This is a genomic window from Stenotrophomonas sp. STK17_22 (assembly GCF_051983905.1).
In the GTDB taxonomy this organism is placed as follows: Bacteria; Pseudomonadota; Gammaproteobacteria; order Xanthomonadales; family Xanthomonadaceae; genus Stenotrophomonas; species Stenotrophomonas maltophilia_A.
This window is the reverse complement of record NZ_CP197010.1, coordinates 5,026,880-5,048,288: the sequence shown is the minus strand read 5'-3', so window position 1 is coordinate 5,048,288 and position 21,409 is coordinate 5,026,880. Positions and strand designations below refer to the sequence as shown.

Below are 21,409 nucleotides of genomic sequence, written 5' to 3'. Positions count from 1 at the left end.
GTTCCGAGGGCGTCGTCAAGCCTCGGAGATCGGGGTGGCCGATCTCCGCAGGGCGGGTATCAGGCCGTTGTCAGCTGGTCTTCCTTGCCGAACGCGCGCGCCAGCACGTCCATGCGCAGGCATGGCAGCAGTTTGGCGATGGCGACGGAATGCGCGTTCAAGGGAAGTTTCCAGTGGTTGTTGAAACGAGGTGCGCACGATAAACCACGATTTATTCGTGCGCAACCATTTTGTTCAATTATTTTCTTCTTTACCGCGCAATGCCGGCCAGCGGCCGGCACTACCGGGTCTCAAGCTTCCGTGCTGGCGGCGTCGAGTTGCGCGATATCCTGCACGCTCAGCGACACGTTGGCTGCGGCCAACAGATCGTGCAGCTGCTCGACGCTGGTGGCGCTGACGATCGGCGCGGTGATCGACGGCCGTGCGATCTGCCACGCCAGTGCGATCTGCGCGGCACTGGCGTTGTGCTTGCTGGCCACGTCATCCAGTGCCTGCAGGATGCGCAGGCCATGCGGATTCAGATAGCGCTTCACCACGTTCTCGCCACGCGCCGGGCTCTTGGCCGCATCGGCCGGCGTGCGGTATTTGCCGCTGAGGAAGCCACTGGCCAGCGCGTAGTAGCCGATCACCCCGATCTGTTCGCGCTGCACCAGCAGTTCCAGTTCCTTTTCGTAGCCGGCGCGGTCATACAGGTTGTACTCCGGCTGCAGGGTTTCGTAGCGTGGCAGTTTGTAGTCGGTGGATACCTTCAGCGCATCGGCCAGGCGCGTGGCGCTGTAGTTGGAGGCACCGATGGCGCGCACCTTGCCGGCTTCGATCAGGCGGCCGAACGCGGCCAGGGTTGCTTCCAGCGGCGTCGACTCGTCATCCTCATGGGCCTGGTAAAGATCGATCACGTCGGTCTGCAGGCGGCGCAGCGAATCCTCGACCGCGGCATTGATGTTGTCCGGGGTCAGGCCGGGGCGCTCGGCCCACTTGGCCACCTTGGTCGCCAGCACCACCTGGTCGCGCTTGCCGCTGCGGGCGAACCACTTGCCGATCAGTGTTTCCGATTCGCCACCAACATTGCCCGGCACCCAGGCCGAATACACATCGGCGGTGTCGACCAGGTTGAAACCGGCGTCGACGAAGGCATCGAGCAGGGCGAAGCTGGCCTTTTCATCGGCGCTCCAGCCGAACACGTTGCCACCGAAGGCGAGCGGACGTACATGCAGGCCGGAACGGCCCAGTTCGCGGGTTGCCGTCATGGGCACGGACTCCTTGGGGGAAGTGCTCCAGAATAAAACGCGTTGTGTGACCGTGCTGCGGCGGTGACCACAAAACAGTGTTCCGCGATGCGCACGCAGCTAACGTTTTGTGAACACCTGGGACGCCGCGGCTGCTAGTCTCGCCGCATCTTCCGCTGGAGTCGCTCCGATGATGCCTGCTTCGTCCCTGCGTGGTTGCCGCCTGCTGCTTGCTTCGGCCCTGCTTGCCGCTGTTCCCGCGTTCGCCGCACCGGCCAGGGTGGCACCGGCGAAGATCCAGGTGTCACCGGCCATCGATGCGGCAGTGAAGGCGTCGACCCGTGATGCCAACAACGTCAAGCGCGATGGCTTCCGTCATCCGGCGCAGACGCTGTCGTTCTTCAAGGTGACGCCGGAAAAGACCGTCATCGAGATCACCCCCGGCAACGGCTGGTACTCGGAAATCCTGGCGCCGCTGCTGCAGGACAAGGGCCACTACGTTGCTGCGGTGGTCGATCCGATGGCCGTTGCCGAAGGGCGCGGCCGTGACTACCAGCAGCGCAGCCGCGACAGCCTGGAAAAGAAGTACGCCGGTGCACCGGCACAGTTCGGCAAGACCGCCGTGGTGGCCTACGATCCGGCCAAGCCGGTGTTCGGCCCGGCCGGTTCAGCCGACGTGGTGCTGACCTTCCGCAACGTGCACAACTGGCGCAAGGCCGGCCAGGCACAGGGCATGTTCCAGGGCTTCTTCAACGTGCTCAAGCCGGGCGGCGTACTGGGCGTGGTCGAGCATCGCGCCAAGGCCGACGTGGCCGACGACGATGACACCGGCTATGTCGGCCAGCAGCAGGTGATTGCGATGGCCGAAGCCGCTGGCTTCAAGCTGGACGCGCGCAGCGAGGTCAATGCCAACCCGCGTGACACCAAGGACCACCCGAACGGCGTGTGGACGCTGCCGCCGACCAACCAGCACGACAAGGCCGATGATGCGAAGTACCAGGCGATCGGCGAAAGCGACCGCATGACCCTGCGCTTCATCAAGCCGTAAGAGGGGTGCCGGTCAGGACGGCCGACATCGTTCCTGCTCGGCTCATCCCGCGTAGCGCGGCGCATGGCTGGTCCCAACCGGCCATGCGCCGGAATTCGATCGTATGCAAGGACATGAATTGTTGAAGAAGGTCTTTTACATCGCTGTCGCGGTGCTGGTGCTGGGGCGGTTGATCGATTTTGTGTTCTACGGTGGTCATGCCCACGATCTGATGGCGACGGTAGGGTTTGCCGTGCTGTTCGCGGGTGCCCTTCTGGAGGAACGTTCGCGCAGGGCCGACCCGCCGGCCGCAGGCCTGCGGCGCCGGGCCAATGTCATCGCCGCGTGCGGCATCGCACTGGTGCTGGGCTCGTTCCTGCTGGAATGGAAGGTTTTCGGCTGAGCCGGCCGTGATCGCGGCGGCGATGCGGGAATGGGACAATGCCCCACCCGCCGCCTGCCGTGCCCGCAATGCTGATCGCCTTCAACAAGCCCTTCAACGTGCTCTGCCAGTTCACCGACCGCAGCGTGCCGCCACGGCCGACCCTGGCCGGGTTCGGCCTGCCGCCGCGCGTGTATGCCGCCGGTCGCCTGGACCATGACAGCGAGGGCCTGCTGCTGCTGACGGATAACGGCACGCTGGCGCACAAGCTGACCGACCCGAAGCACAAGGCCGGCAAGACCTACTGGGTGCAGGTGGAAGGCATGCCCAGCGACGAACAGCTGCAGCAGCTGCGCGAAGGCGTGGTGCTCAATGACGGGCCGACCCTGCCGGCGAAGATCGAGCGCCTCGATCCGGCGCCGTCGCTGTGGACACGCGATCCGCCGGTGCGCTTCCGCAAGACCGTGCCCGATGCCTGGCTGGCGATCACGATCCGCGAGGGCCGCAACCGGCAGGTGCGGCGGATGACCGCGGCGGTGAACCTGCCGACGCTGCGGCTGGTCCGCGTGTCGATGGGGCCTTACCGGCTGGACGACCTGCAGCCGGGGCAGTGGCTGCAGATCGGTTGATGCAGAAAGGGCCGGATACCTTCCGGTGTCCGGCCCTCATGTAGTGCCTTGGGGTCAGCGCCCTTCCTGTGGAAGGGAACCGACCCCGGCAGGCTCAGGCGTCGCTGCCGATATCGCTGTGCTCGTCCACCACGGTGTCGTTGCGGCGGTCACGTGCGTTGATCCGCTGCGCCTGCCCATTCACCACGTGGCCATTGGCGGCCTTCTTCTTCTGCTGCTTGCGGTACAGCGCGTAGCCGAGCAGGCCTACACCGACCGCAGCGGCGGCCACGGCCACTGCCGGATTGCGGCGCACGAACTTGGTTGCGGCCTTGCCGCCGGTCTTCACTGCGCCGATGGCGGCGCCGGTCTTGATCCAGTCCGCATTGCGCAGGCTGCCACCGGCGCTCTTCAGGCCATCGCCGGCGGTGTGGGCCAGCTCCAGGGCGCGCTCCAGAGCGCGGTCGGTGATTACGGTCAGCTTGCTCATGCGGGGGTCCTTTGCCTCGGGTCGAAGTCCAGTGTCGCGTGTTGCCCGTAAACGGTATGTCAGTCGAGGTCACACGTGGCGTGACTTTACCGCAGCCATTCAGGATCAGGCAGGGTCCGCAGCCGGCCCCACCGGTCAGGTCCCGCGCGGCTTGGCCCGATGGGTGGCCGTCGCCGTCCACGGATCATCCGGCCACGGATGCCGCGGGTAACGGCCCTTCATTTCCTTTTTCACTTCCGCGTAGGTGTTTTCCCAGAAGTTGCGCAGGTCCTGGGTGACCTGCAGCGGGCGGCCACCGGGCGAGAGCAGGTGCAGGGTGAGCGGCACGCGGCCGTCGGCGATGCGCGGCGTGTCGGCCAGGCCGAACAGTTCCTGCAGTTTCACCGCCAGCACCGGCGGCAACGGTTCGCCGTTCTCGCTGTCCAACGCGTAGATGATCGGCCGCTCCAGCCCGGACGGCACGGTGATGCGGGTGGGTGCATGCCGTTCAACCAGTTGCCGCTGCGACCACTCCAGGGGCGACTTCAGCGCTTCGCCGAAACTGGCCTCGTCCAGCGCATCCAGGCGGCTCTTGCCGGCGAACGCAGGCTGCAGCCATTGCGCACGCGTGGCCAGCAGGGCGTCGTCGCTGCAGTCGGGCAGGCCGAGTTCGGGCATCCAGCGCCGCAGCGACTCCACGCGTGCCTGCCATTGGCGCAGGCCTTCGGTCCACGGCAGCGCCTGCAGGCCGAGTTCGGCCACCGCGTCGGTCAGCGCCTGTGCGGCGTGCTGCGGATCAACCCGGCCGGCCGAGCGGCTGTCCAGCACGATGCGGTCGAAACGGGTCTCGCGCAGTGCCACCAGGGCGCGACGCTCGCTGTCCCAGCGCACTACGTCCTCGGTCACGAAGCGCTCCGGCCACGCCTTGCGCAGCTGGCCCTCGTCCACCGGTGCGGCACGCAGCAGCAGCGCGTCGCGTGCCTCGAAGCGCAGTTCACTGGCTACCAGCCACGGCTCGCCACGCAGGTCGCTCAGCTCGTGCAGGCGTGCGCTGCGACCGTTGGCCAGCAGGTAGCGCAGTGGGTCGCTGGGGTGCTGGACACCGATGCGGTCGGGGAAGGCGTGTGCGAGCAGGTCACCGAGTTCATGGGCTTCGATGCTGGCCGGCGGTGCGGCATCGCAGCGCAGGCGACGTCGCCACTGTTTTGCGGCGGCATCAATCGCGGCCAGGCCGCTGCGGTTGGCGTCGCCCGGTGCGCGGCCATTGCGGAACGCCGCCAGCGCACGCCAACGCGCCGCCAGCGCGTCACCGCCCTGGCGCAGCGGGTCGCGCGCCTCCAGCAGGGCGGCCAGGTCGGCGGCCAGGGCTTGCGCACGTGCACCGGGCGCCGCCAGCAGCATCGCCGCCATCCGCGGATGCGTGCCCAGCGCCAGCACACGGCGGCCAAGTGCGGTGATCGCACCGCTGCTGGACAGCGCGCCGAGCCGCTGCAGCAGTTCGCGCGCTGCACCCATCGGGCCGGCCGGTGGCGGATCGAGGAAGCGCAGGTCGCTGCTGCCCCAGGCGGCCAGTTCCAGCGCCAGTCCGGCCAGCTCGACCTGATCGATTTCGGCGCGGCGCTGCGGCTCCAGCCGCTGCGACTGCGGCCACAGCCGCCACGCCACGCCCTCGGCGACACGGCCGGCGCGGCCCGCGCGCTGGTCGGCCGATGCCTGCGCGATGGCCACCACGTCCAGCCGGGTGAAGCCGCTGTTGGGGTCGTAGCGCGGCTCGCGTGCCTGGCCGCTGTCGATCACCACGCGCACGCCGGGTAGCGTCACCGAGGACTCGGCGACGTTGGTGGCCAGCACCACGCGGCGGCGGCCATCACTGGACGCCTGCAATACCCGCGCCTGCTGTTCCACTGGCAGCTCACCGTGCAGGGCCAGCACTTCCACGCCGGCATCCAGCGATTCCTGCAGCCCGGCCTGCACCCGCGCGATCTCGCGCTGGCCGGGCAGGAACACCAGCAGGTCACCGGGATGTTCAGCCAGGGCCTGCTGCACCGCGCGGCGCACCTGCAGTTCCAGCGCCTCATCGCGGCGTGCCGGGAAATGGCTGACCGTCACCGGGTAGCTGCGGCCTTCGCTGCTCAGGCGCGGCGCATCAAGGAAGCGGGCAAGGCGCTCGCCATCCAGCGTGGCCGACATCACCACCAGGCGCAGGTCGTCGCGCAGCTGCGCCTGCACGTCCAGCGCCAGGGCCAGGCCGAGATCACCGCTGAGATGGCGCTCGTGGAATTCATCGAACAGAATCGCGCCGACGGTTTCCAGCATCGGGTCGTCCTGCAGCATGCGGGTGAGGATGCCTTCGGTGACGACTTCAATGCGGGTGCGTGCCGAAACCTTGTTCTCGAAGCGGATGCGGTAGCCGACCGTGCCGCCCACCTCCTCGCCCAGCTGCCGCGCCATGAACAGCGCGGCGCTGCGTGCGGCGACCCGGCGCGGTTCCAGCAGGATGATCTTCCGCCCCTGCAGCCACGGTGCATCGAGCAGCGCCAGCGGCACCTGGGTGGTCTTGCCGGCGCCGGGCGGTGCCTCCAGCACCAGCCGCGGCTGCGCGGCGAGGTGCTGCTGGATCTGCGGCAACAGCGGGGAAATCGGGAAGAGCGGGGCGTTCATGTGCAAAGGATAAAGGGCCACGGCAGCCGCAGGTACAATGCGCGGGCACTTTTCCCCCGCGATGACCATGCACCTGATCGATATCGGCGCCAACCTGACCCACGACTCCTTCGACCGTGACCGCGACGCCGTGCTGGACCGCGCACGGCAGGCCGGCGTGGTGCAGATGGTCATTACCGGCGCCAGCCGCGAGCACTCGCCGCTGGCCGTGCAGCTGGCGCAGCAGCATCCTGGTTTCCTGTATGCCACCGCCGGCGTGCACCCGCACCACGCTGTGGAATACACCGAGGAATGCGATGCCGAGATGCGCGCGCTGCATGCGCACCCGGAAGTGGTGGCGGTGGGCGAGTGCGGGCTGGACTACTTCCGTGACTTCTCGCCGCGCCCGGCCCAGCACCGTGCGTTCGAGCGCCAGCTGCAGCTGGCCGCAGACAATGGCAAGCCGCTGTTCCTGCACCAGCGCGACGCGCATGCCGATTTCATGGCACAGATGAAGAACTTCGAAGGTCGCATCGGCCCGGCGGTGGTGCACTGCTTCACCGGTGAGCGTGACGAGCTGTTCGACTACCTGGACCAGGATTGGTACATCGGCATCACCGGCTGGTTGTGCGACGAACGCCGTGGCGCGCACCTGCGCGAGCTGGTGAAGAACATCCCGGCCAACCGCCTGATGATCGAGACCGACGCACCGTACCTGCTGCCGCGCACGCTGAAGCCGATGCCGAAGGACCGCCGCAACGAACCGATGTTCCTCTCGCATATCGTGGAAGAACTGGCGCGTGACCGTGGCGAAGACGTGGCGGTGACCGCCGCGAATGCAACTGCCGCGACGCGTGCGTTCTTCCGCCTGCCGGACGCGGGTTGATTCCCTTCGTCGCGGCGACCCTGCGTCGTAGAGTCGAGCTTGCTCGACTCCCGTGCAAAAGCAGTCGAGCAAGCTCGACTCTACAGAAGCGGTGGTAGCGCTGGGCCATGCCCGGCGAACGCGGCGGCCAGATCTTCCAATCCTTCCCGATACGTCGGAAAGCGCGGCTCCCACCCCAGCGCTTCACGCGTGCCGCGACTGTCGATGCGCTTGCTGCTCTCGTAGAAGCGCCGCAGTGTCGGGCTCAGCGCCGGATCGTCCCAGGGCATGGCAGGTGGCATCGCAAACCCGCCCAGCTGCGCGGCGAAGGCCAGTACCTGCTGCGGCGGTGCCGGCTCGTCGTCGGCTGGCAGATACAGCCCATCCACGCACGGCCGCTGCATCGATGCGATAACGACCGTTGCCAGGTCATCCACGTGCAGTCGGTTGAATACCAGCCCAGGACGCACTACGTGGCGCGCACGTCCCTGCGCCAGCTGCAGCAGCGCATTGCGCCCCGGTCCGTACAGTCCGGGCAGGCGGAATACCGCCGAGGCGATACCGCGCTGCTCCGCCAGCGCACGCCACTGGTCCTCGGCGCGCCTGCGTTGCATGCCGGTCGTTTCAGTGGCATCGGCCACGCTGGTTGCGTTGATCCAGCCGCCGGCCCGATCGGCATAGACCGACGTGGATGACAGATAGCCCACCCAGTGAAGTGCTGGACTTTCCTGCAGTGCCGGCAGCAGCAGACGCAGTGCCGGGTCACCCTCGGCATCGGGCGGCACGCTGCACAGCACGGCCTCGGCCTGCGCGATCTCATCGAGCAGGGCGGGAGACGGTGGCGTGTCAGCTCGCAGCTGATGGCACGGCAGGCCATCGTGCGGTGACGACGCCGGGTCGCGCACCGTGCCGGCCACGTGTACGCCCAACGCCCGCAGATGCGTAGCCAGCACGCACCCGCTCCAGCCCATGCCGAGGATCAGCACCCGCGAGGGCAGCTCGCTGGCCTGCAACGTCTGGCTCACGCGCCGCGCAGTGCCTGGTAGGCCTGCAGGCTGCTGTAGGCGACCTGCAGCAGCAGGGCTTCCTGGTCGGCCTTGCGCGCGCGCGCCAGCATGTCGCCGACGATCTGTTCTGCCTCCACCTGCTGGCCGGCTTCCAGATCGCGCAGCATCGAAGCCTTCAGTGCCGAGCCGGCCTGGGTGAGGGTGCCGCGTGCGGTGTCCTGCGCGGCATCGGGAATCGGTTCACCGGCAGCCTCAGCCACGGCCAGGCACTCGTCGTACAGGCCACGCACGATCGCCTCGCCATCATCGGTGGCGACGATGCTGCCGATATCCGCGCGCAGCAGGCAGGTCGCGGCGGCCAGCGCGGTCAGGAACGTGTACTTGATCCACTGTTCCTGGCCAATGTGCTCGCTGGCCAGGTGATCGAGGTTGGCCTGCGCACAGGCGGCGGCGAAGGCACGCACGCGCGTGGAGATCGCACCGCCATCGCGTTCGCCGAAGGTGAGCTTGGCCGGCTTGCCCAAGTGCAGCACGGCGCCGTCGGGGGCCTTGGTGGCACTGATGAAGCACAGGCCGCCGAGCACGGCGTCGCGGCCGAAGCGCGCGTCCAGTGCGTTGTAGTGATGCAGGCCGTTGAGGATCGGCAGTACGGTGGTGCCTGCGCCAACAGCCGGGGCAATGGCGTCGATTGAACTGGACAGGTCATAGGCCTTGCAGCTGAGGATGACCAGGTCGAACGGCTTCTGTGCGGCCGATGCGGGCAGCGCGTCGGCGGTGACGTGCTGCACCGGGAAGCTGGCATCGCCGAGCGGGCTGCGGATGACCAGGCCGTCGCGATCCAGCTGGGCGGCGCGTGCGGGGCGCACCAGGAAGGTCACATCTACGCCGGCCTGGGCCAGGCGACCACCGAAGTAACCGCCGGTACCGCCGGCGCCGAGGATCAGGATGCGCATTGCACGTTCACCGTTTTCTGGGGAATCAGGAGTGCGATTGTGCCGGAGATTGCGGCCAACGGCGGAGCCCCTCGTGGTGGTTCGCGGAATGCACTGTTCACTGGGGTTGGCCGGGCGGGTAGGCCGCGCAGGGGACGCTGCAAGTACATCCATGTAAGCTCGGTCGCCGCATCCATGCGGCTCACGCCCCTGCGCAACCTACCCGCCCGGCCACGGACATGTTCCGGGTGCGGCCACCACGGAAGACAGATCAAGAGCGGAAGCGGGTCGCTCGCTGCGCTCGCTCGTGTAGAGCGGTGCTCAGGGTAGTTGTTCGCTGAAGTCTTCGGTGTAGCCCAATAGCAGTGTGGTGCGGTTGGCCAGCGTTGCAGCCAGTTGTGCCCACGTGTCGTGCGTTCCGGCCGCGTAGATGCGCTGCAGGTCCGCGACCAACGCGCTCGCCTCTGCAGGCGACGGTGCGCGGTCGCGCTGGAAACCGAGCCACGATGCGCCGAGTCCGAACAGACGGTAGTCGTAGCGCTCCTGCAGATGCCGGATCAGGGCGTGGTTCTGGAAGATGTCCCAGTCCGCGCTGAAGTAGCCGTTGGGCAGGGCGGCGATCAGCAGGTCATCACGGGTCAAGGGTACCTGCTGCACGCAGACCACGTCATCGATGATGAGATCCGGCTTCGCATTGGCAGCGACCAGCGCCTCGATGTCCTCGTCGCTGCACATCAACGTACCCGCCAGCGCTGTCCACTGCAGCCGATGCGTGGAATGCTCAAGCTGCGCGACGACGTGCGCCAGCAACCGCTCGCGTGCCGCCAACGCATCTTCAGGCGTCGCCGGGTCTTCGTTCTCGTACAGCGCGATGCGCTCGTCGTCGGACGCGTGCATGCTGGTGTAGCGGCACTGGCCGACTTCGTCGAGCGTGCACAGATAACGATGAAGGGGATCAGCCACGTGCAGCGAGGCCAGGCAATCCAGCACCTCATCCAGCATGGGCGAATCGCTCAGCAGGACATGGCTGAACGCATCGATCGGACCATCCGACACGGCCTTGTCCAACGCAATGGAAGTGATCTTCATCGCTACAGCCTAGCCGTAATCCGAAACGAAAAGAGCCAAGCATCGGCCTTACCGTGAACGCTCCATCCACGCATGGCGTGGATCTACCGTGTCGACCAAGGTCGACACCTACCAACAGCGAACGGAAACTGTCAGGGGTGGGGCGGTGTGGGGGTGCAGGACCGTTGGCGCCATGGATGGCGCCATCGAGCCCCCACGGACGGGTTTACGGCGTGTCCTGCACCCCCACACCGCCCTGCCCAACTCGTGATGCTTCCGCCTTGGCTGTTGCTGTTGCCGGCCAGCGGCCGGCACTACCACTGCAGGTGCAGGGCCGCAGGCCCTGCAGGCACGCCTCAGCTGCGCATGCCCACGCCACGGCGCAGCAACCACAGCGCCAGCGCCGTCAGCACCACCACGAAACCGATCATCAGGCCGTAGGCCACCGGCAGCGGCACATCGCTGCTGCCCAGCAGGCCATAGCGGAATGCATTGACCATGTAGAAGATCGGATTCGCGTGCGTGGCGGCCTCGGCCCAGCCCGGCAGCAGCTTCACCGAATAAAACACGCCACCCAGGTAGGTCAGCGGGGTCAGGATGAAGGTCGGCACGATCGCCACGTCATCGAACTTCTTCGCATACACCGCGTTGATGAAACCGGCCAGCGAGAAGATCGTCGCACCCAGGATCACCGTGGTCAGCATCACCAACGGGTGCGGGATGCGCACCGGGGTGAAGAACATCGCGATGATCAGCACGATCACGCCCACCATCAGGCCACGCAGCACCGCGCCGGCCACGTAGCCCCACAGGATCACCCAGTTCGGCATCGGGCTGACCAGCAGCTCTTCCACGTGGCGGCCGAATTTGGCGCCGAAGAACGAAGAGCTGATGTTGCCGTAGCTGTTCTGGATCACGCTCATCATCACCAGGCCCGGCACGATGAACTGCATGTAGGTGTAGCCGCCCATGTCCCCCACGCGCGACCCGATCAGGTTGCCGAAGATCAGGAAGTACAGGGTCATGGTGATCGCCGGCGGCACCAGGGTCTGGCCCCAGATGCGCATGATGCGGGCGACTTCGCGGCGCACGATGGTCATCAGTGCGACGCGGTTGCGCTGGCCGTCGGTCAGCTCGGTGGTGCTCATGCAGGCTTCTCCAGGTTGCCGGTGAGGCGCACGAACAGCTCCTCCAGGCGGTTGCTCTTGGTACGCATCGAACGCACGCGGATGCCGGACTCGTTGAGCGTGGCGAACACGCGGTTGAGGTCCATCGCGCGCGGCATGTCGATGTCCAGCGTGTGCGGGTCCGGTGCGGTCAGCGTCGCGCCCTCGATCACCGGCAGCTGCGCCGGCAGGTCACCGTCGATGTCCAGCAGGAAGCCTTCCACGTCCAGCTTGGCCAGCAGGGTGCGCATCGGCCCCTGCTCGACGATCTGGCCATGATTGATGATCGCCAGGTGGCGGCACAGGTACTCGGCTTCTTCCAGGTAGTGCGTGGTGAGGATGATCGTGGTGCCGGCGGCGTTGATCTCCTTCAGCACGCGCCACATGTCGCGGCGGATCTCGATGTCCACGCCGGCGGTCGGCTCGTCCAGGATCAGCAGGCGCGGGCGGGTCATCATCGCGCGGGCGATCATCAGCCGGCGCTTCATGCCACCGGACAGCGTACGGCTCATCACCTGTGCCTTTTCCCACAGGTGGGCGCGCTTGAGTTCCTCTTCGGCACGCTGCTCGGCTTCCTCGCGCGGCACGCCATAGAAACCGGCGTAGTTCACCAGGATGTCGAAGGGCTTTTCGAACAGGTTGAAGTTGATTTCCTGCGGCACCAGCCCGATCAGGCGCATGGTGGCGCTGCGGTTGCGCACCAGGTCGCTGCCGAATACTTCCACCTGGCCCTCACTGAGGTTGACCAGGGAGCTGATGATGCCGATCAGGGTGGACTTGCCGGCACCGTTGGGGCCGAGCAGGGCGAAGAAGTCGCCCGGGGCCACTTCCAGGGAAACCCCCTTCAGGGCCTGGGTGCCGTTGTCATAGGTCTTGCGCAGGTCGCGCACGCGCAGGGCGGGCGCCGTATCGTTCTGGGATGCCAAGCTCGAAGCCTTCGCGCCCATGGGCTGGCGCTGGAGAGGGGCGGGGAGGGGCTATTATAGAAGACCCCGAGGGCTTGCCCCGGCTACACACTGTCCCGAAAAGTCGTGCCTGTTCAATTCCCCCTCAAGCTGGTCGGCTGCCGCATGCTGGCCCCGACCGTCGGCCACTACCAGTTCGTGCGTGACGATGGACAGCCGCTGGATTTCCAGCCCGGCCAGTTCATCCAGGTCCATTTCAGCTACGCCGACGGCACCGAAACCAAGCGCAGCTACTCGCTGGCGACCATCCACGACCACGCGCTGGGCCCGGGCGAGGCGGTGGATATCGCGGTCAGTTTCGTACCCGGCGGCGCCGCCACGGCCCTGTTCGAGGCGCTGGAGCAGGGCGGCCAGATCAGTGCGTCCGGCCCCTATGGCCGGTTCTGCCTGAATCCCGGTGATCACAACGCCCGCTACCTGCTGATCGCCACCGGTACTGGCGTTACCCCGTACCGCTCGATGCTGCCGCTGCTGGAAACGGCCATGGCCGAGCGCGGCGTGCAGATCGTGCTGCTGCAGGGCGCGCGCAGCCCGGGCGAGCTGCTGTATAGCGAAGATTTCTACAGCTTCGCCGAAAAACACCCGAACTTCCGTTATGTTCCATGCCTGTCGCGCGAACTGCCGGCCGATCCGCATCCAGACGTGCAGCACGGCTACGTCCAGCAGGCGCTGGCCGGCTTCACCCCGGACCCGGCCACTGACATCGCCTATCTGTGCGGCAACCCGGACATGGTCGACGCCTGTGCCGAACTGCTGAAGGCCGCTGGCCTGGGCAACCCGCAGATCCGCCGCGAGAAGTACGTCAGCAGCAAGTAAGCCTGCGTAGTGCCGGCCGCTGGCCGGCAACCGCGTGGACCCTGGTAGTGCCGGCCGCTGGCCGGCAACCCCATGAAACGGAGGCGGCATCACGCCGCCCCCGGTGTCCTGCCTCAGTACGCGATCCAGGCGTCGCGCCACGCATAGCCGGTGCCCGGACGATAGGCATCGGCATTGATGTTGCACCAGGCGCCTTCCGGGAACGGGCGGCAGGCATACAGCTTGCCGTCGGTGCCCTTCACCACGGTCTCGCCCGGCTTGTAGCTGCCGAGGCCGGCCGGATACACGAAGTCGAAGTCGCCGCCCGGCGGATCGACCGGATCGATCGGGCCCGGCCCCGGCACCTGGGTTTCCAGCTGGAAGCGGTTGCCCGGCTTCAGGTACACGCGGTTGTCGGTGGCCGAGGCGACCGGCGTGATCACGCCGTTCTTCATCACGCCCACGCGCGCATGCTGTGCACTGGCATTGACCTTGCGGGCCAGGGCCAGCGGCCACTGCGTCGGGCTGGTCTGGCCAGCGGCCAGCTTGGTTTCCACGCGCTCCAGATCGTTGCCGTTGGCATTGAACACACGCAGGGTCACGGTGCTGTCCACGTCCAGTGCGCCATTGGCGGTCACCGCGCCGGCATCCTGCCACTGCGGCGGCGGAACCACGCCACCGCCACCTTCGAAGCGCACGTCCATGCAGGTGTAGAAGGCTTCCTGCGAATCCGAGCGCTGCCAGGTGTTGTAGATGATGTGCTGGCCAGTGCGCTTGGGCAGCGGGCAGTCCAGCTTGTAGACACCGCCTTCGGACAGCGGCACGTTGCCCAGGGTGCAGAATTCCTGCAGGTCGGCCCAGCGCAGCGGGCTGCCCGACTGCCAACCGTCACGGGTGACGTAGAACTTCCACTCGCGGGTGGCGTGCGGCGCCGGCGCCAGGAATTCGAAGGTGTAGCGGCCACGCGAATCGGCGCGCACCGGCGTGGTCGGCCAGTCGCTGCGATTCAGATCGAGGCCGCGGTACTTGGGGATGCTGGCGCTGCACAGCTCGCCATCGCGCACCAGGTCGCGGTGGTTGCCATTGGCGTTGCCGTGGGCGATCGCGCTCCAGTCATAGAACGGCTGCGCGCCGCCGATGGCCTTGGCCGCGGCACAGGCCGGGTTGGTCGGGTTTTCCGGATTGCCTTCGTGGCACTGCTTCACGCGGCTGAGCGGCTTGGACATGGTGCCGTGGGCGAGGGCGCTGCCGGACAGAGCCAGGCCGGCAACGACGGACAGAGCGAGGACTGCCCGGTGGGACAGATGCATGCAGGAACTCCTTTGCGAAGTGTGGGAAACCTCGCGCAGTCTTCACATGCAGGGCCGTCGGCAACATCGGACAAGTTTGAAATCGATGGCGGCTGTGTTCGATCTGCAACACGGTGCTCTCTGTGCCGCCATCCGGGCGAAAGGCGGTGCACTGTGCACCGCCTCCCGCATCACTGCCTCAGTACGCGATCCACGCATCGCGCCATGCTGCACCCACGCCCGGCCGGTAGGCTTCGGCGTTGACGTTGCACCATGCACCTTCCGGGAACGGGCGGCAGGCATACAGCTTGCCGTCGCCGCCCTTCACCACGGTCTGGCCCGGCACGTAGCTGCCGATACCGGCGGGATACACGTGGTCAAAATCACCGCCCGGTGATGGCGTGCCGGGGTCGGGCACCTGGGTATCGAGCTGGAAGCGGTTGCCATCCTTCAGGTACACGCGGTTGGCGGTGGCCGAGGCCGTCGGTGTGATCACGCCATTGCTGAGCACGCCCACGCGTGCGTGCTGGGCGCTGGTATTGACCTTGCGGGCCAGCGCCAACGGCCACTGCGCGGCCGCAGTCTGGCCACTGGCCAGGGTCGCTTCCACGCGTTCGACATCATTGCCGTTGGCGTTGAACACGCGCAACGCCAGGGTGGTGCCGACCGGCAGCTCGCCGCGCGCGGTGACCGGGCCGGCATCCTGCCACTGCGCTGCGGGCGGGGTGCTGCCACCGCCTCCTTCAAAGCGCACGTCCATGCAGGTGTAGAACGCTTCGGTCGAATCCGAGCGCTGCCAGGTGTTGTAGATCACATGCTGGCCGCTGCGCTGTGGCAGCGTGCACTGCAGCTTGTAGGTGCCATCGGCCGACAGCGGCGTGTTGCCCAGCGTGCAGAACTCCTGCAGATCGGCCCAGCGCAGCGGGCTGCCCGGTTGCCAGCCGTCGCGGGTGACGAAGAAGCGCCAGTCACGCGTGGCGTGCGGCGCGGTCGCCTTGAACACGAAGGTGAACTTGCCGCTGGCGTCTGGCTGGATCGGTGTGGTCTGCCAGTCGCTGCGGTTCACATCCAGCCCGCGGAAGGTCGGGTTGTTGCCGCTGCACAGCTTGCCATCGGGCACCACGGCCTGGTGGTTGCCGTTGGCGTTGGCCTGGTTGATGCCGTTCCAGTCGTAGAACGCCTGCGAGCCGCCAATCGCTTTTGCAGCGGCACAGGCCGGGTTGGTCGGGTTCTCGGGATTGCCCTGGAAGCAGGCATAGACACGGCTGACCGGCGTGGTCATGGTGCCGTGGGCGAACGCGCTGCCGGCCAGGCACAGGCCCGCAGCGGCGAACGAGGTAGCCAGCAACAGCGGTGTCGATCGGAATGACATGGCGCATCCTTGTGGTCGTCGAAAGGGAGCGGTGACCGCAGGAGCTGCGCTGCGCGGCGGACTTCCGGCGGCACCACGGCGAGTATCGAGTCGCGATGCAGGCTGAGGAACCACGGAAGCGCCGATCCGTGACTGTGGGTGTGAAGCCCTTCCCGCAGGCTTCACGCGGGACTGAACGGATGCGCTGGTGATCACGTGTTCGGCGTGGCATCGATCACGTCGTGGAGATCCTGCTACGTCGACGCCATACCCACTCGATCCGCCTGGCATGAGAAGCAACCGTGGGCCGCGTTGTGCAGTTGCACGAAGGCCACGGCAGGGTCGGCAAACAGCGCGTCCAGCCGGGCGACAACATCAGCGCCCGCGCTGATCTCTGCGGCCAGCATCAATGCAGCCTGGTCATAGGCGCGCAACGAGATCGTACGGCGCTGTACATAGGCGGGTACCTCACCCGGCGGCAGCACGCAGCGCGTTACGCCACGCTGCACGAAGATCGGGCCCGAGGCGTGATAGGGCGAGTGCAGCGGCAGGTGCACATGGGACAACAGCAGCAGCTCGCTGCCACTGGGCGGATCACTCAGGCCGATCCGGCAGGGGTGTCCTCCTGTTTCGCCGGCCCAGCGACGCTGGATGCCCAGCGCAGCCAGCGCGGTGTCACTCTTCTCGAACAGGTGCTGGAAGGGGCGGTGGTCGAGGCCACCGAGGTACCACGCATGCATGGGCGTCTCCTTGGTTTTCCCCGGATTCTGCGCACGCACCGGCCGTCATGCTCGCCGTTTTCAGACCCGGCATCGCCATCGGGCCAGGCAGTGCCACGGGTATCGCACCGCAAGGCGCTAAGATGCGCGCGCCGCCCCGGCCGATGAGCGCCGCATGTCCCTGGATTTCCCCACCATCACCGTGCTTGGCTTCCTGCTCTGCATCGGCATCGCCGTGGGGTTCTCATTGCTGCTTGTGGTGCTGCGCGGGCAACCGGTGCTGCGCCTGTGGACCGCCAGCCTGTGGCTGCTGACCCTGGGCGTGACCCTGCTTGCGCTGCGCCCCTACCTGCCGTTGGTGCCGGTCATACTGGCCGGGAATGCGGCGATGGCCGGTTGCGCGGTGCTGATGCTGCGCGGCGTGGCGCTGCATCTGGAACAGCCGCTGCCGCTGTGGCGGCCGTTGTTGATGGCAGCCGCGTTCATGGCCTGCATTTTCGCCTTCCTGGTGCTCTGGCCGGACCTGGGCGTGCGCCTGCAGGTGTTCAGTGTGTTCACGCTGCTGGTCGATGGCTGGATCGCATGGCTGCTGCTGCGGCATGCCCCCGTGCAGCAGCGCACCAGCTGCCGTCTGGCGGCGGCGGTGTTCCTGGCCGAGGCGGCACTGTACGCGGTGCGCCTGTTCCTGCCGGTGGCGCCCGATGCCGGTGAGGACATCATGCGCACCGGCACGCCGATGTTCGTCACCTACATTGCCGGGGTGATGCTGGAACTGGCGCGATGTTTCGCGATGGTGCTGCTGCTGGTCGAGCGCATGCTGGTCGATCTGCGGCGTGCGGCACGCACCGATGGCCTGACCGGGCTGCTCAACCGCAGCGCGGTGCTGGCCGATGGCCAGGCGCAGTTGCAGCGGCTGCGTCGGCAGGGCCGGCCGCTGGCCCTGTTGCTGGTCGACGTCGATCACTTCAAGCAGATCAACGACCGCTGGGGCCACCTGGCCGGTGACTAGGTACTGCGTCACTTCGCTGCGCTGCTGCAGCATGGTTTGCAGGGCCACGACACGCTGCTGGGCCGCTACGGTGGCGAGGAGTTCGTGCTGGTGCTGGCCGGCAGCACACAGGGTGAAGCGATGGCGTGGGCCGCCGCGATCCGTACCGATCTGCAGCAGAAGCCGGCGCGGCTGGGCACCGGGCCGGTGACGGTCACCGCCAGCATCGGCCTGGCCATGGACGACGGCCATGGCGACCTGTCCACGCTGCTGGCAGCGGCGGATGTGGCGCTGTACCGGGCCAAGGCCGCAGGCCGCGACCGCCTGGCCTGCGCCACGCCCGCGGAGATTTCGCGTCTGCCCATCGCCGACGACGCCGTGCCCGTGTAAGTTGAGTCACATCTTCCGCGGCAGCCCGTCGTGGTTGCCAGGAACGTCCTCCAGGGGAAACGAGCACGATGCAAAGACACCACCTCGCGTTGGCCGCGGCGTTGGCCAGCCTGATGCTTGCCGGTTGCAGCCAGTCACCGTCACCCGGCGCCGAAAGCGCCAGCGATGCACCCAGCCGCCGTTTCGGCACGATCGACTTCCAGCCCTGCACGTTGTCCACCGAAGGCGCCAGCGCCAACGTGGAAGCGCAGTGCGCCACCCTGCAGGTGCCGGAAGACCGGGCCCAGCCCGATGGCCGACGCATTGGCCTGCGCATCGCCTGGCTGGAATCGGGCAGCAGCGGCTCCAGCCAGCCCGATCCGGTGTTCTTCCTGGCCGGTGGCCCCGGCCAGGCGGCCAGCGAAGTGGCGGTCATCGTCGATACCGCGCTGCGCCAGGTGCGCAAGCAGCGCGACATCTTCCTTGTCGACCAGCGGGGTACCGGTGGCTCCAACCCGCTCAGCTGCCTCGGCGCGGACGGCAAGGACCTGCAGATGGACGAGGACGCCGCTCCCACCGAGGCGTCGCTGCGCGACTACGCGCAGCGCTGCGCGGCCTCGCTGCAGGGGCGTGCCGATGCCCGCTTCTACACGACCACCGATGCCATCGCCGACCTGGATGCGGTACGCCAGGCCTTGGGCGTGGACCGGATCAACCTGGTCGGCGGCTCCTACGGTACCCGCGTGGCCCAGCGCTATGCCGGTGCCTATCCGCAGCACACCCGCAGCATCGTCATCGATGGCGTAGTGCCCAATGAACTGGTGGTGGGCGGCGACTTCGCCACGACGTTCGAGGATGCGATCGCCCTGCAGTCGGCGCAGTGCCGCAAGGATGCCGCCTGCAGCAAACGCTTCCCGACCGACACCCGCGCGCAGCTGCGCAGCGTGGTCGAGACCCTGCGCCGTGCGCCGGTCTCGGTGGAGTATCGCGACCCCGGCACCAACCAGACCCGGCAGGATGTGCTGAGTCCGGACAGCGTGATCGGCCTGGCGTTCGCCTTCTCCTATGTGCCGCAGTATTCCTCGCTGCTGCCGCTGGTGCTCGATGAAGCCGCGCACGGCCGCTATGCACCGCTGGCCTCGCTGGCACGCGGTGCGAACCGCAGCATGGATTTCCAGATCAACCGAGGCATGCAGTGGTCGGTGATCTGCAGCGAGGATGCGCCGCGCTACAAGGCGCCGGCCGAGGACCCGGAGCGACTGTTCGGCAACGACGTGGCCAGTGCCTTCTTCGCGGCCTGCCCGGTATGGCCGCACCAGCCGGCGCCAGCGGCCAATGCCGTGCCGCTGCGCAGTGACGTACCGGCGCTGCTGCTGTCCGGTGAACTCGACCCGGTGACACCCCCGCGCTATGCCGAGCAGGTCCTCAAGGGCCTGCCCAATGGCCGCGCGCTGGTCGCCCGCGGCCAGGGCCACGGCACGCTGAGTGCCGGCTGCATGCCGCGCCTGCTCGGCCAGTTCATCGACAAGACCGATGCCAAGGCGCTGGATGCCGGCTGCCTGGACACGCTGAGCTACGTGCCGGCGTTCACCTCGTTCAACGGATGGGAACCATGATCGTCGCCGACAACCTGCACAAGGCTTTCGACACCCGCACCGGCCGCATCCAGGCGGTCTCCAACGTCGGCTTCCGCGCCGAGGACGGCCGCATCACTGGCCTGCTGGGCCCCAATGGTGCCGGCAAGACCACCACCATGCGCATGCTGTACACGCTGATGACCCCGGACCAAGGCAGCATCAGCGTCGATGGTGTCGATGCCGCACGCAATCCAGTGGAAGTACGCCGCCACCTTGGCGTGCTTCCCGATGCGCGTGGCGTCTACAAGCGCCTGACCGCGCGCGAGAACATCGCCTACTTCGGCGAGCTGCATGGCCTGTCGGCCGAGCGCATCCGCGAACGCATCGAAGTGCTGTCGCATGCCCTGGACATGGGTGACATCCTCGACCGCCAGACCGATGGCTTCTCGCAGGGCCAGCGCACCAAGACCGCGATCGCCCGCGCGCTGGTGCACGACCCGCGCAACGTGATTCTCGACGAACCGACCAACGGCCTGGACGTGATGACCACGCGCGCGCTGCGGCGATTCCTGCTGGGCCTGCGCGAAGAGGGCCGCTGCGTGATCCTGTCCAGCCACATCATGCAGGAGGTGGCCGCGCTGTGCGATCACATCGTGATCATCGCCAAGGGCACGGTGATGGCGGCCGGCAGCGCCGATGAACTGCGTGCGCAAGCCGGCGAATCCAACCTGGAAGACGCGTTCGTGAAACTGATCGGCAGCGAAGAGGGCCTGCACGCATGAGCATGATGTCGACCCTGATGACGGTGATGCGCAAGGAACTGCGCGACCTTTCCCGTGATCGCCGCACGCTGCTGCTGACCCTGCTGTTCGGGCCGCTGCTGTACCCGGTGCTGCTGCTGGGCATGGGCAAGCTGGCCGAGAGCCGGGTACGTACCCAGATCGAACAACCGCTGCAGATTCCGACCATCGGTGCGGACAACGCCCCCAATCTGGTGCGTTTCCTCGCCGCGCAGGGGCTGAACACCGCACCTGCACCGAAGGACCTGGCCGAGGCCATCCGCAGCCAGGACATCGACGTGGCGCTGCGCATCAGCGATGACTTCGGCAAGGACTGGGCCGATGGCAAGCCGGCGCTGGTGGAGGTGATCAAGGACAGTACCCGTCGTGCCGCCGAGGTGCCCAGCGCACGTCTGGAGGCGGCACTGGCCACCTACAACGGCCAGGTGGGGGCACTGCGATTGATGGCGCGCGGCATCGACGCACAGGTGGCGCGGCCGCTGGATGTGGCGCGCCAGGACCTGGCCAGTGCCGAGGCCAAGCGCGGCATGATCCTGTCGATGCTGCTGCCGGTGCTGCTCACGCTGACCTCGTTCATCGGCGGCGCCTATCTGGTGATGGATGCCACCGCCGGCGAGCGCGAGCGGCAGTCACTGGAACCGCTGCTGGCCACGCCCGGCTCGCGCAGCGCCATTGTCAGCGGCAAGATCGCCGCCGCCTGCGTGGTCGGGTTCGTATCGCTGCTGCTGACCCTGGTGGCGTTCAAGGTGAGCGCACAGATCGCGCCCGGCAACATCGGCCGCCAGTTCAACATGAACGTCGCCTCGATGCTGCAGATGCTGCTGGTGATGCTGCCGATGCTGATGATCGGCACCTCGCTGCTGACCTTCCTGTCGGCGGCGGCCAAGAGCATGAAGGAAGCGCAGAGCCACATGACCTGGCTGATGCTGTTGCCGATGATGCCCGGCTACGCGCTGGTGGCCTATCCGCTGAAGAGCGAGCTGTGGCAGTACGCCGTGCCGTTCCTGTCGCAGAACCAGATGCTGTTGAAGGTGATCCGCCACGAGACCATCACGCCGTCGGTCTGGGCCATCTATCTCGGTGCCAGCCTCGGCCTGGCCGCACTGCTGTGGTTCGCCGCCGTGCGCCGTTACCACAACGAGCGCCTGGCGATCTCGGGCTGACTG

General features: G+C 67.2%; 19 protein-coding genes and 1 pseudogene. 9 read left to right on the top strand and 11 right to left on the bottom strand.

Translation table 11 applies throughout. From position 1 onward, the window contains the following. Positions 1–290 precede the first annotated feature (290 nt). Positions 291–1,247 (bottom strand): aldo/keto reductase, encoded by a 957-nt coding sequence (locus tag ACSYS9_RS23470; RefSeq protein ID WP_071228567.1) that lies wholly within the window; start codon positions 1,245–1,247, stop codon positions 291–293. A 169-nt stretch (positions 1,248–1,416) separates the two neighbouring features. Here ACSYS9_RS23470 and ACSYS9_RS23465 point away from each other — a divergent pair, with 169 nt between their 5' ends. From ACSYS9_RS23465 to ACSYS9_RS23455, 3 genes are all read left to right on the top strand, one after another. Then, a complete protein-coding gene (locus tag ACSYS9_RS23465; protein WP_071228566.1) occupies positions 1,417–2,274 on the top strand; it encodes a class I SAM-dependent methyltransferase in 858 nt (285 codons plus the stop codon). Between the two features lie 118 nt (positions 2,275–2,392). Beyond that, positions 2,393–2,656: a hypothetical protein gene (locus ACSYS9_RS23460; RefSeq protein ID WP_223276875.1), complete on the top strand. Its 264-nt coding sequence runs from the start codon at positions 2,393–2,395 to the stop codon at positions 2,654–2,656. Positions 2,657–2,724: 68 nt separating this feature from the next. Continuing rightward, the gene (locus ACSYS9_RS23455; protein WP_071228565.1) at positions 2,725–3,264 is read left to right on the top strand and encodes a pseudouridine synthase; all 540 of its coding nucleotides are present in this window, start codon (positions 2,725–2,727) and stop codon (positions 3,262–3,264) included. Positions 3,265–3,358: 94 nt separating this feature from the next. Here the strand turns inward: ACSYS9_RS23455 and ACSYS9_RS23450 are convergent, their stop codons facing one another. Further along, the gene (locus ACSYS9_RS23450; RefSeq protein WP_019336760.1) at positions 3,359–3,733 is read right to left on the bottom strand and encodes a hypothetical protein; all 375 of its coding nucleotides are present in this window, start codon (positions 3,731–3,733) and stop codon (positions 3,359–3,361) included. 135 nt (positions 3,734–3,868) lie between these two features. Beyond that, on the bottom strand, positions 3,869–6,373 hold the full coding sequence (gene hrpB, locus ACSYS9_RS23445) for an ATP-dependent helicase HrpB (protein ID WP_071228564.1): 2,505 nt from the start codon (positions 6,371–6,373) through the stop codon (positions 3,869–3,871). 67 nt (positions 6,374–6,440) lie between these two features. On the opposite strand from hrpB, the gene ACSYS9_RS23440 reads away from it, so the two are divergent. Further along, positions 6,441–7,238, top strand: coding sequence for a TatD family hydrolase (locus ACSYS9_RS23440; protein ID WP_071228618.1), 798 nt, complete (start codon positions 6,441–6,443; stop codon positions 7,236–7,238). Between the two features lie 80 nt (positions 7,239–7,318). On the opposite strand, the gene ACSYS9_RS23435 is transcribed toward ACSYS9_RS23440, so the two are convergent. The 5 genes from ACSYS9_RS23435 to ACSYS9_RS23415 all read right to left on the bottom strand — a co-directional run bounded on the left by ACSYS9_RS23435 (position 7,319) and on the right by ACSYS9_RS23415 (position 12,337). Next, entirely contained in the window at positions 7,319–8,242 is a 924-nt protein-coding gene (locus ACSYS9_RS23435; RefSeq protein WP_071228563.1) for an epimerase, read from the bottom strand. Continuing rightward, positions 8,239–9,177 (bottom strand): 2-dehydropantoate 2-reductase, encoded by a 939-nt coding sequence (gene panE / locus ACSYS9_RS23430; protein ID WP_071228562.1) that lies wholly within the window; start codon positions 9,175–9,177, stop codon positions 8,239–8,241. Before panE ends, ACSYS9_RS23435 begins: the two co-directional genes overlap by 4 nt. Before the next feature lie 300 nt (positions 9,178–9,477). Next, positions 9,478–10,245 (bottom strand): hypothetical protein, encoded by a 768-nt coding sequence (locus tag ACSYS9_RS23425; RefSeq protein ID WP_071228561.1) that lies wholly within the window; start codon positions 10,243–10,245, stop codon positions 9,478–9,480. A 335-nt stretch (positions 10,246–10,580) separates the two neighbouring features. Beyond that, the gene (locus ACSYS9_RS23420; RefSeq protein WP_010482250.1) at positions 10,581–11,372 is read right to left on the bottom strand and encodes an ABC transporter permease; all 792 of its coding nucleotides are present in this window, start codon (positions 11,370–11,372) and stop codon (positions 10,581–10,583) included. Next, a complete protein-coding gene (locus ACSYS9_RS23415) occupies positions 11,369–12,337 on the bottom strand; it encodes an ABC transporter ATP-binding protein (RefSeq protein WP_049400895.1) in 969 nt (322 codons plus the stop codon). Before ACSYS9_RS23415 ends, ACSYS9_RS23420 begins: the two co-directional genes overlap by 4 nt. Before the next feature lie 84 nt (positions 12,338–12,421). On the opposite strand from ACSYS9_RS23415, the gene ACSYS9_RS23410 reads away from it, so the two are divergent. After that, positions 12,422–13,171: a ferredoxin--NADP reductase gene (locus ACSYS9_RS23410; protein WP_080291795.1), complete on the top strand. Its 750-nt coding sequence runs from the start codon at positions 12,422–12,424 to the stop codon at positions 13,169–13,171. 113 nt (positions 13,172–13,284) lie between these two features. Here the strand turns inward: ACSYS9_RS23410 and ACSYS9_RS23405 are convergent, their stop codons facing one another. From ACSYS9_RS23405 to ACSYS9_RS23395, 3 genes are all read right to left on the bottom strand, one after another. After that, entirely contained in the window at positions 13,285–14,460 is a 1,176-nt protein-coding gene (locus tag ACSYS9_RS23405; protein WP_071228560.1) for a lytic polysaccharide monooxygenase, read from the bottom strand. A gap of 178 nt (positions 14,461–14,638) precedes the next feature. Then, positions 14,639–15,811 carry a lytic polysaccharide monooxygenase gene (locus ACSYS9_RS23400; RefSeq protein ID WP_071228559.1) on the bottom strand — a complete coding sequence of 391 codons (1,173 nt, stop codon included), beginning with the start codon at positions 15,809–15,811 and terminating at the stop codon, positions 14,639–14,641. Between the two features lie 233 nt (positions 15,812–16,044). Beyond that, a complete protein-coding gene (locus ACSYS9_RS23395; protein ID WP_071228558.1) occupies positions 16,045–16,530 on the bottom strand; it encodes a DUF1203 domain-containing protein in 486 nt (161 codons plus the stop codon). Positions 16,531–16,684: 154 nt separating this feature from the next. Between ACSYS9_RS23395 and ACSYS9_RS23390 the strand changes: the two are divergent. From ACSYS9_RS23390 to ACSYS9_RS23375, 4 genes and pseudogenes are all read left to right on the top strand, one after another. Continuing rightward, a pseudogene (locus ACSYS9_RS23390) lies at positions 16,685–17,887 on the top strand (diguanylate cyclase). A 68-nt stretch (positions 17,888–17,955) separates the two neighbouring features. Beyond that, complete coding sequence (locus tag ACSYS9_RS23385) at positions 17,956–19,482, top strand: alpha/beta hydrolase (RefSeq protein ID WP_071228555.1); 1,527 nt, start codon at positions 17,956–17,958, stop codon at positions 19,480–19,482. Further along, the gene (locus ACSYS9_RS23380; protein WP_012512433.1) at positions 19,479–20,225 is read left to right on the top strand and encodes an ABC transporter ATP-binding protein; all 747 of its coding nucleotides are present in this window, start codon (positions 19,479–19,481) and stop codon (positions 20,223–20,225) included. Before ACSYS9_RS23385 ends, ACSYS9_RS23380 begins: the two co-directional genes overlap by 4 nt. Then, positions 20,222–21,406 (top strand): ABC transporter permease, encoded by a 1,185-nt coding sequence (locus tag ACSYS9_RS23375; RefSeq protein WP_071228554.1) that lies wholly within the window; start codon positions 20,222–20,224, stop codon positions 21,404–21,406. Before ACSYS9_RS23380 ends, ACSYS9_RS23375 begins: the two co-directional genes overlap by 4 nt. The last annotated feature ends 3 nt before the right edge of the window (positions 21,407–21,409 follow it).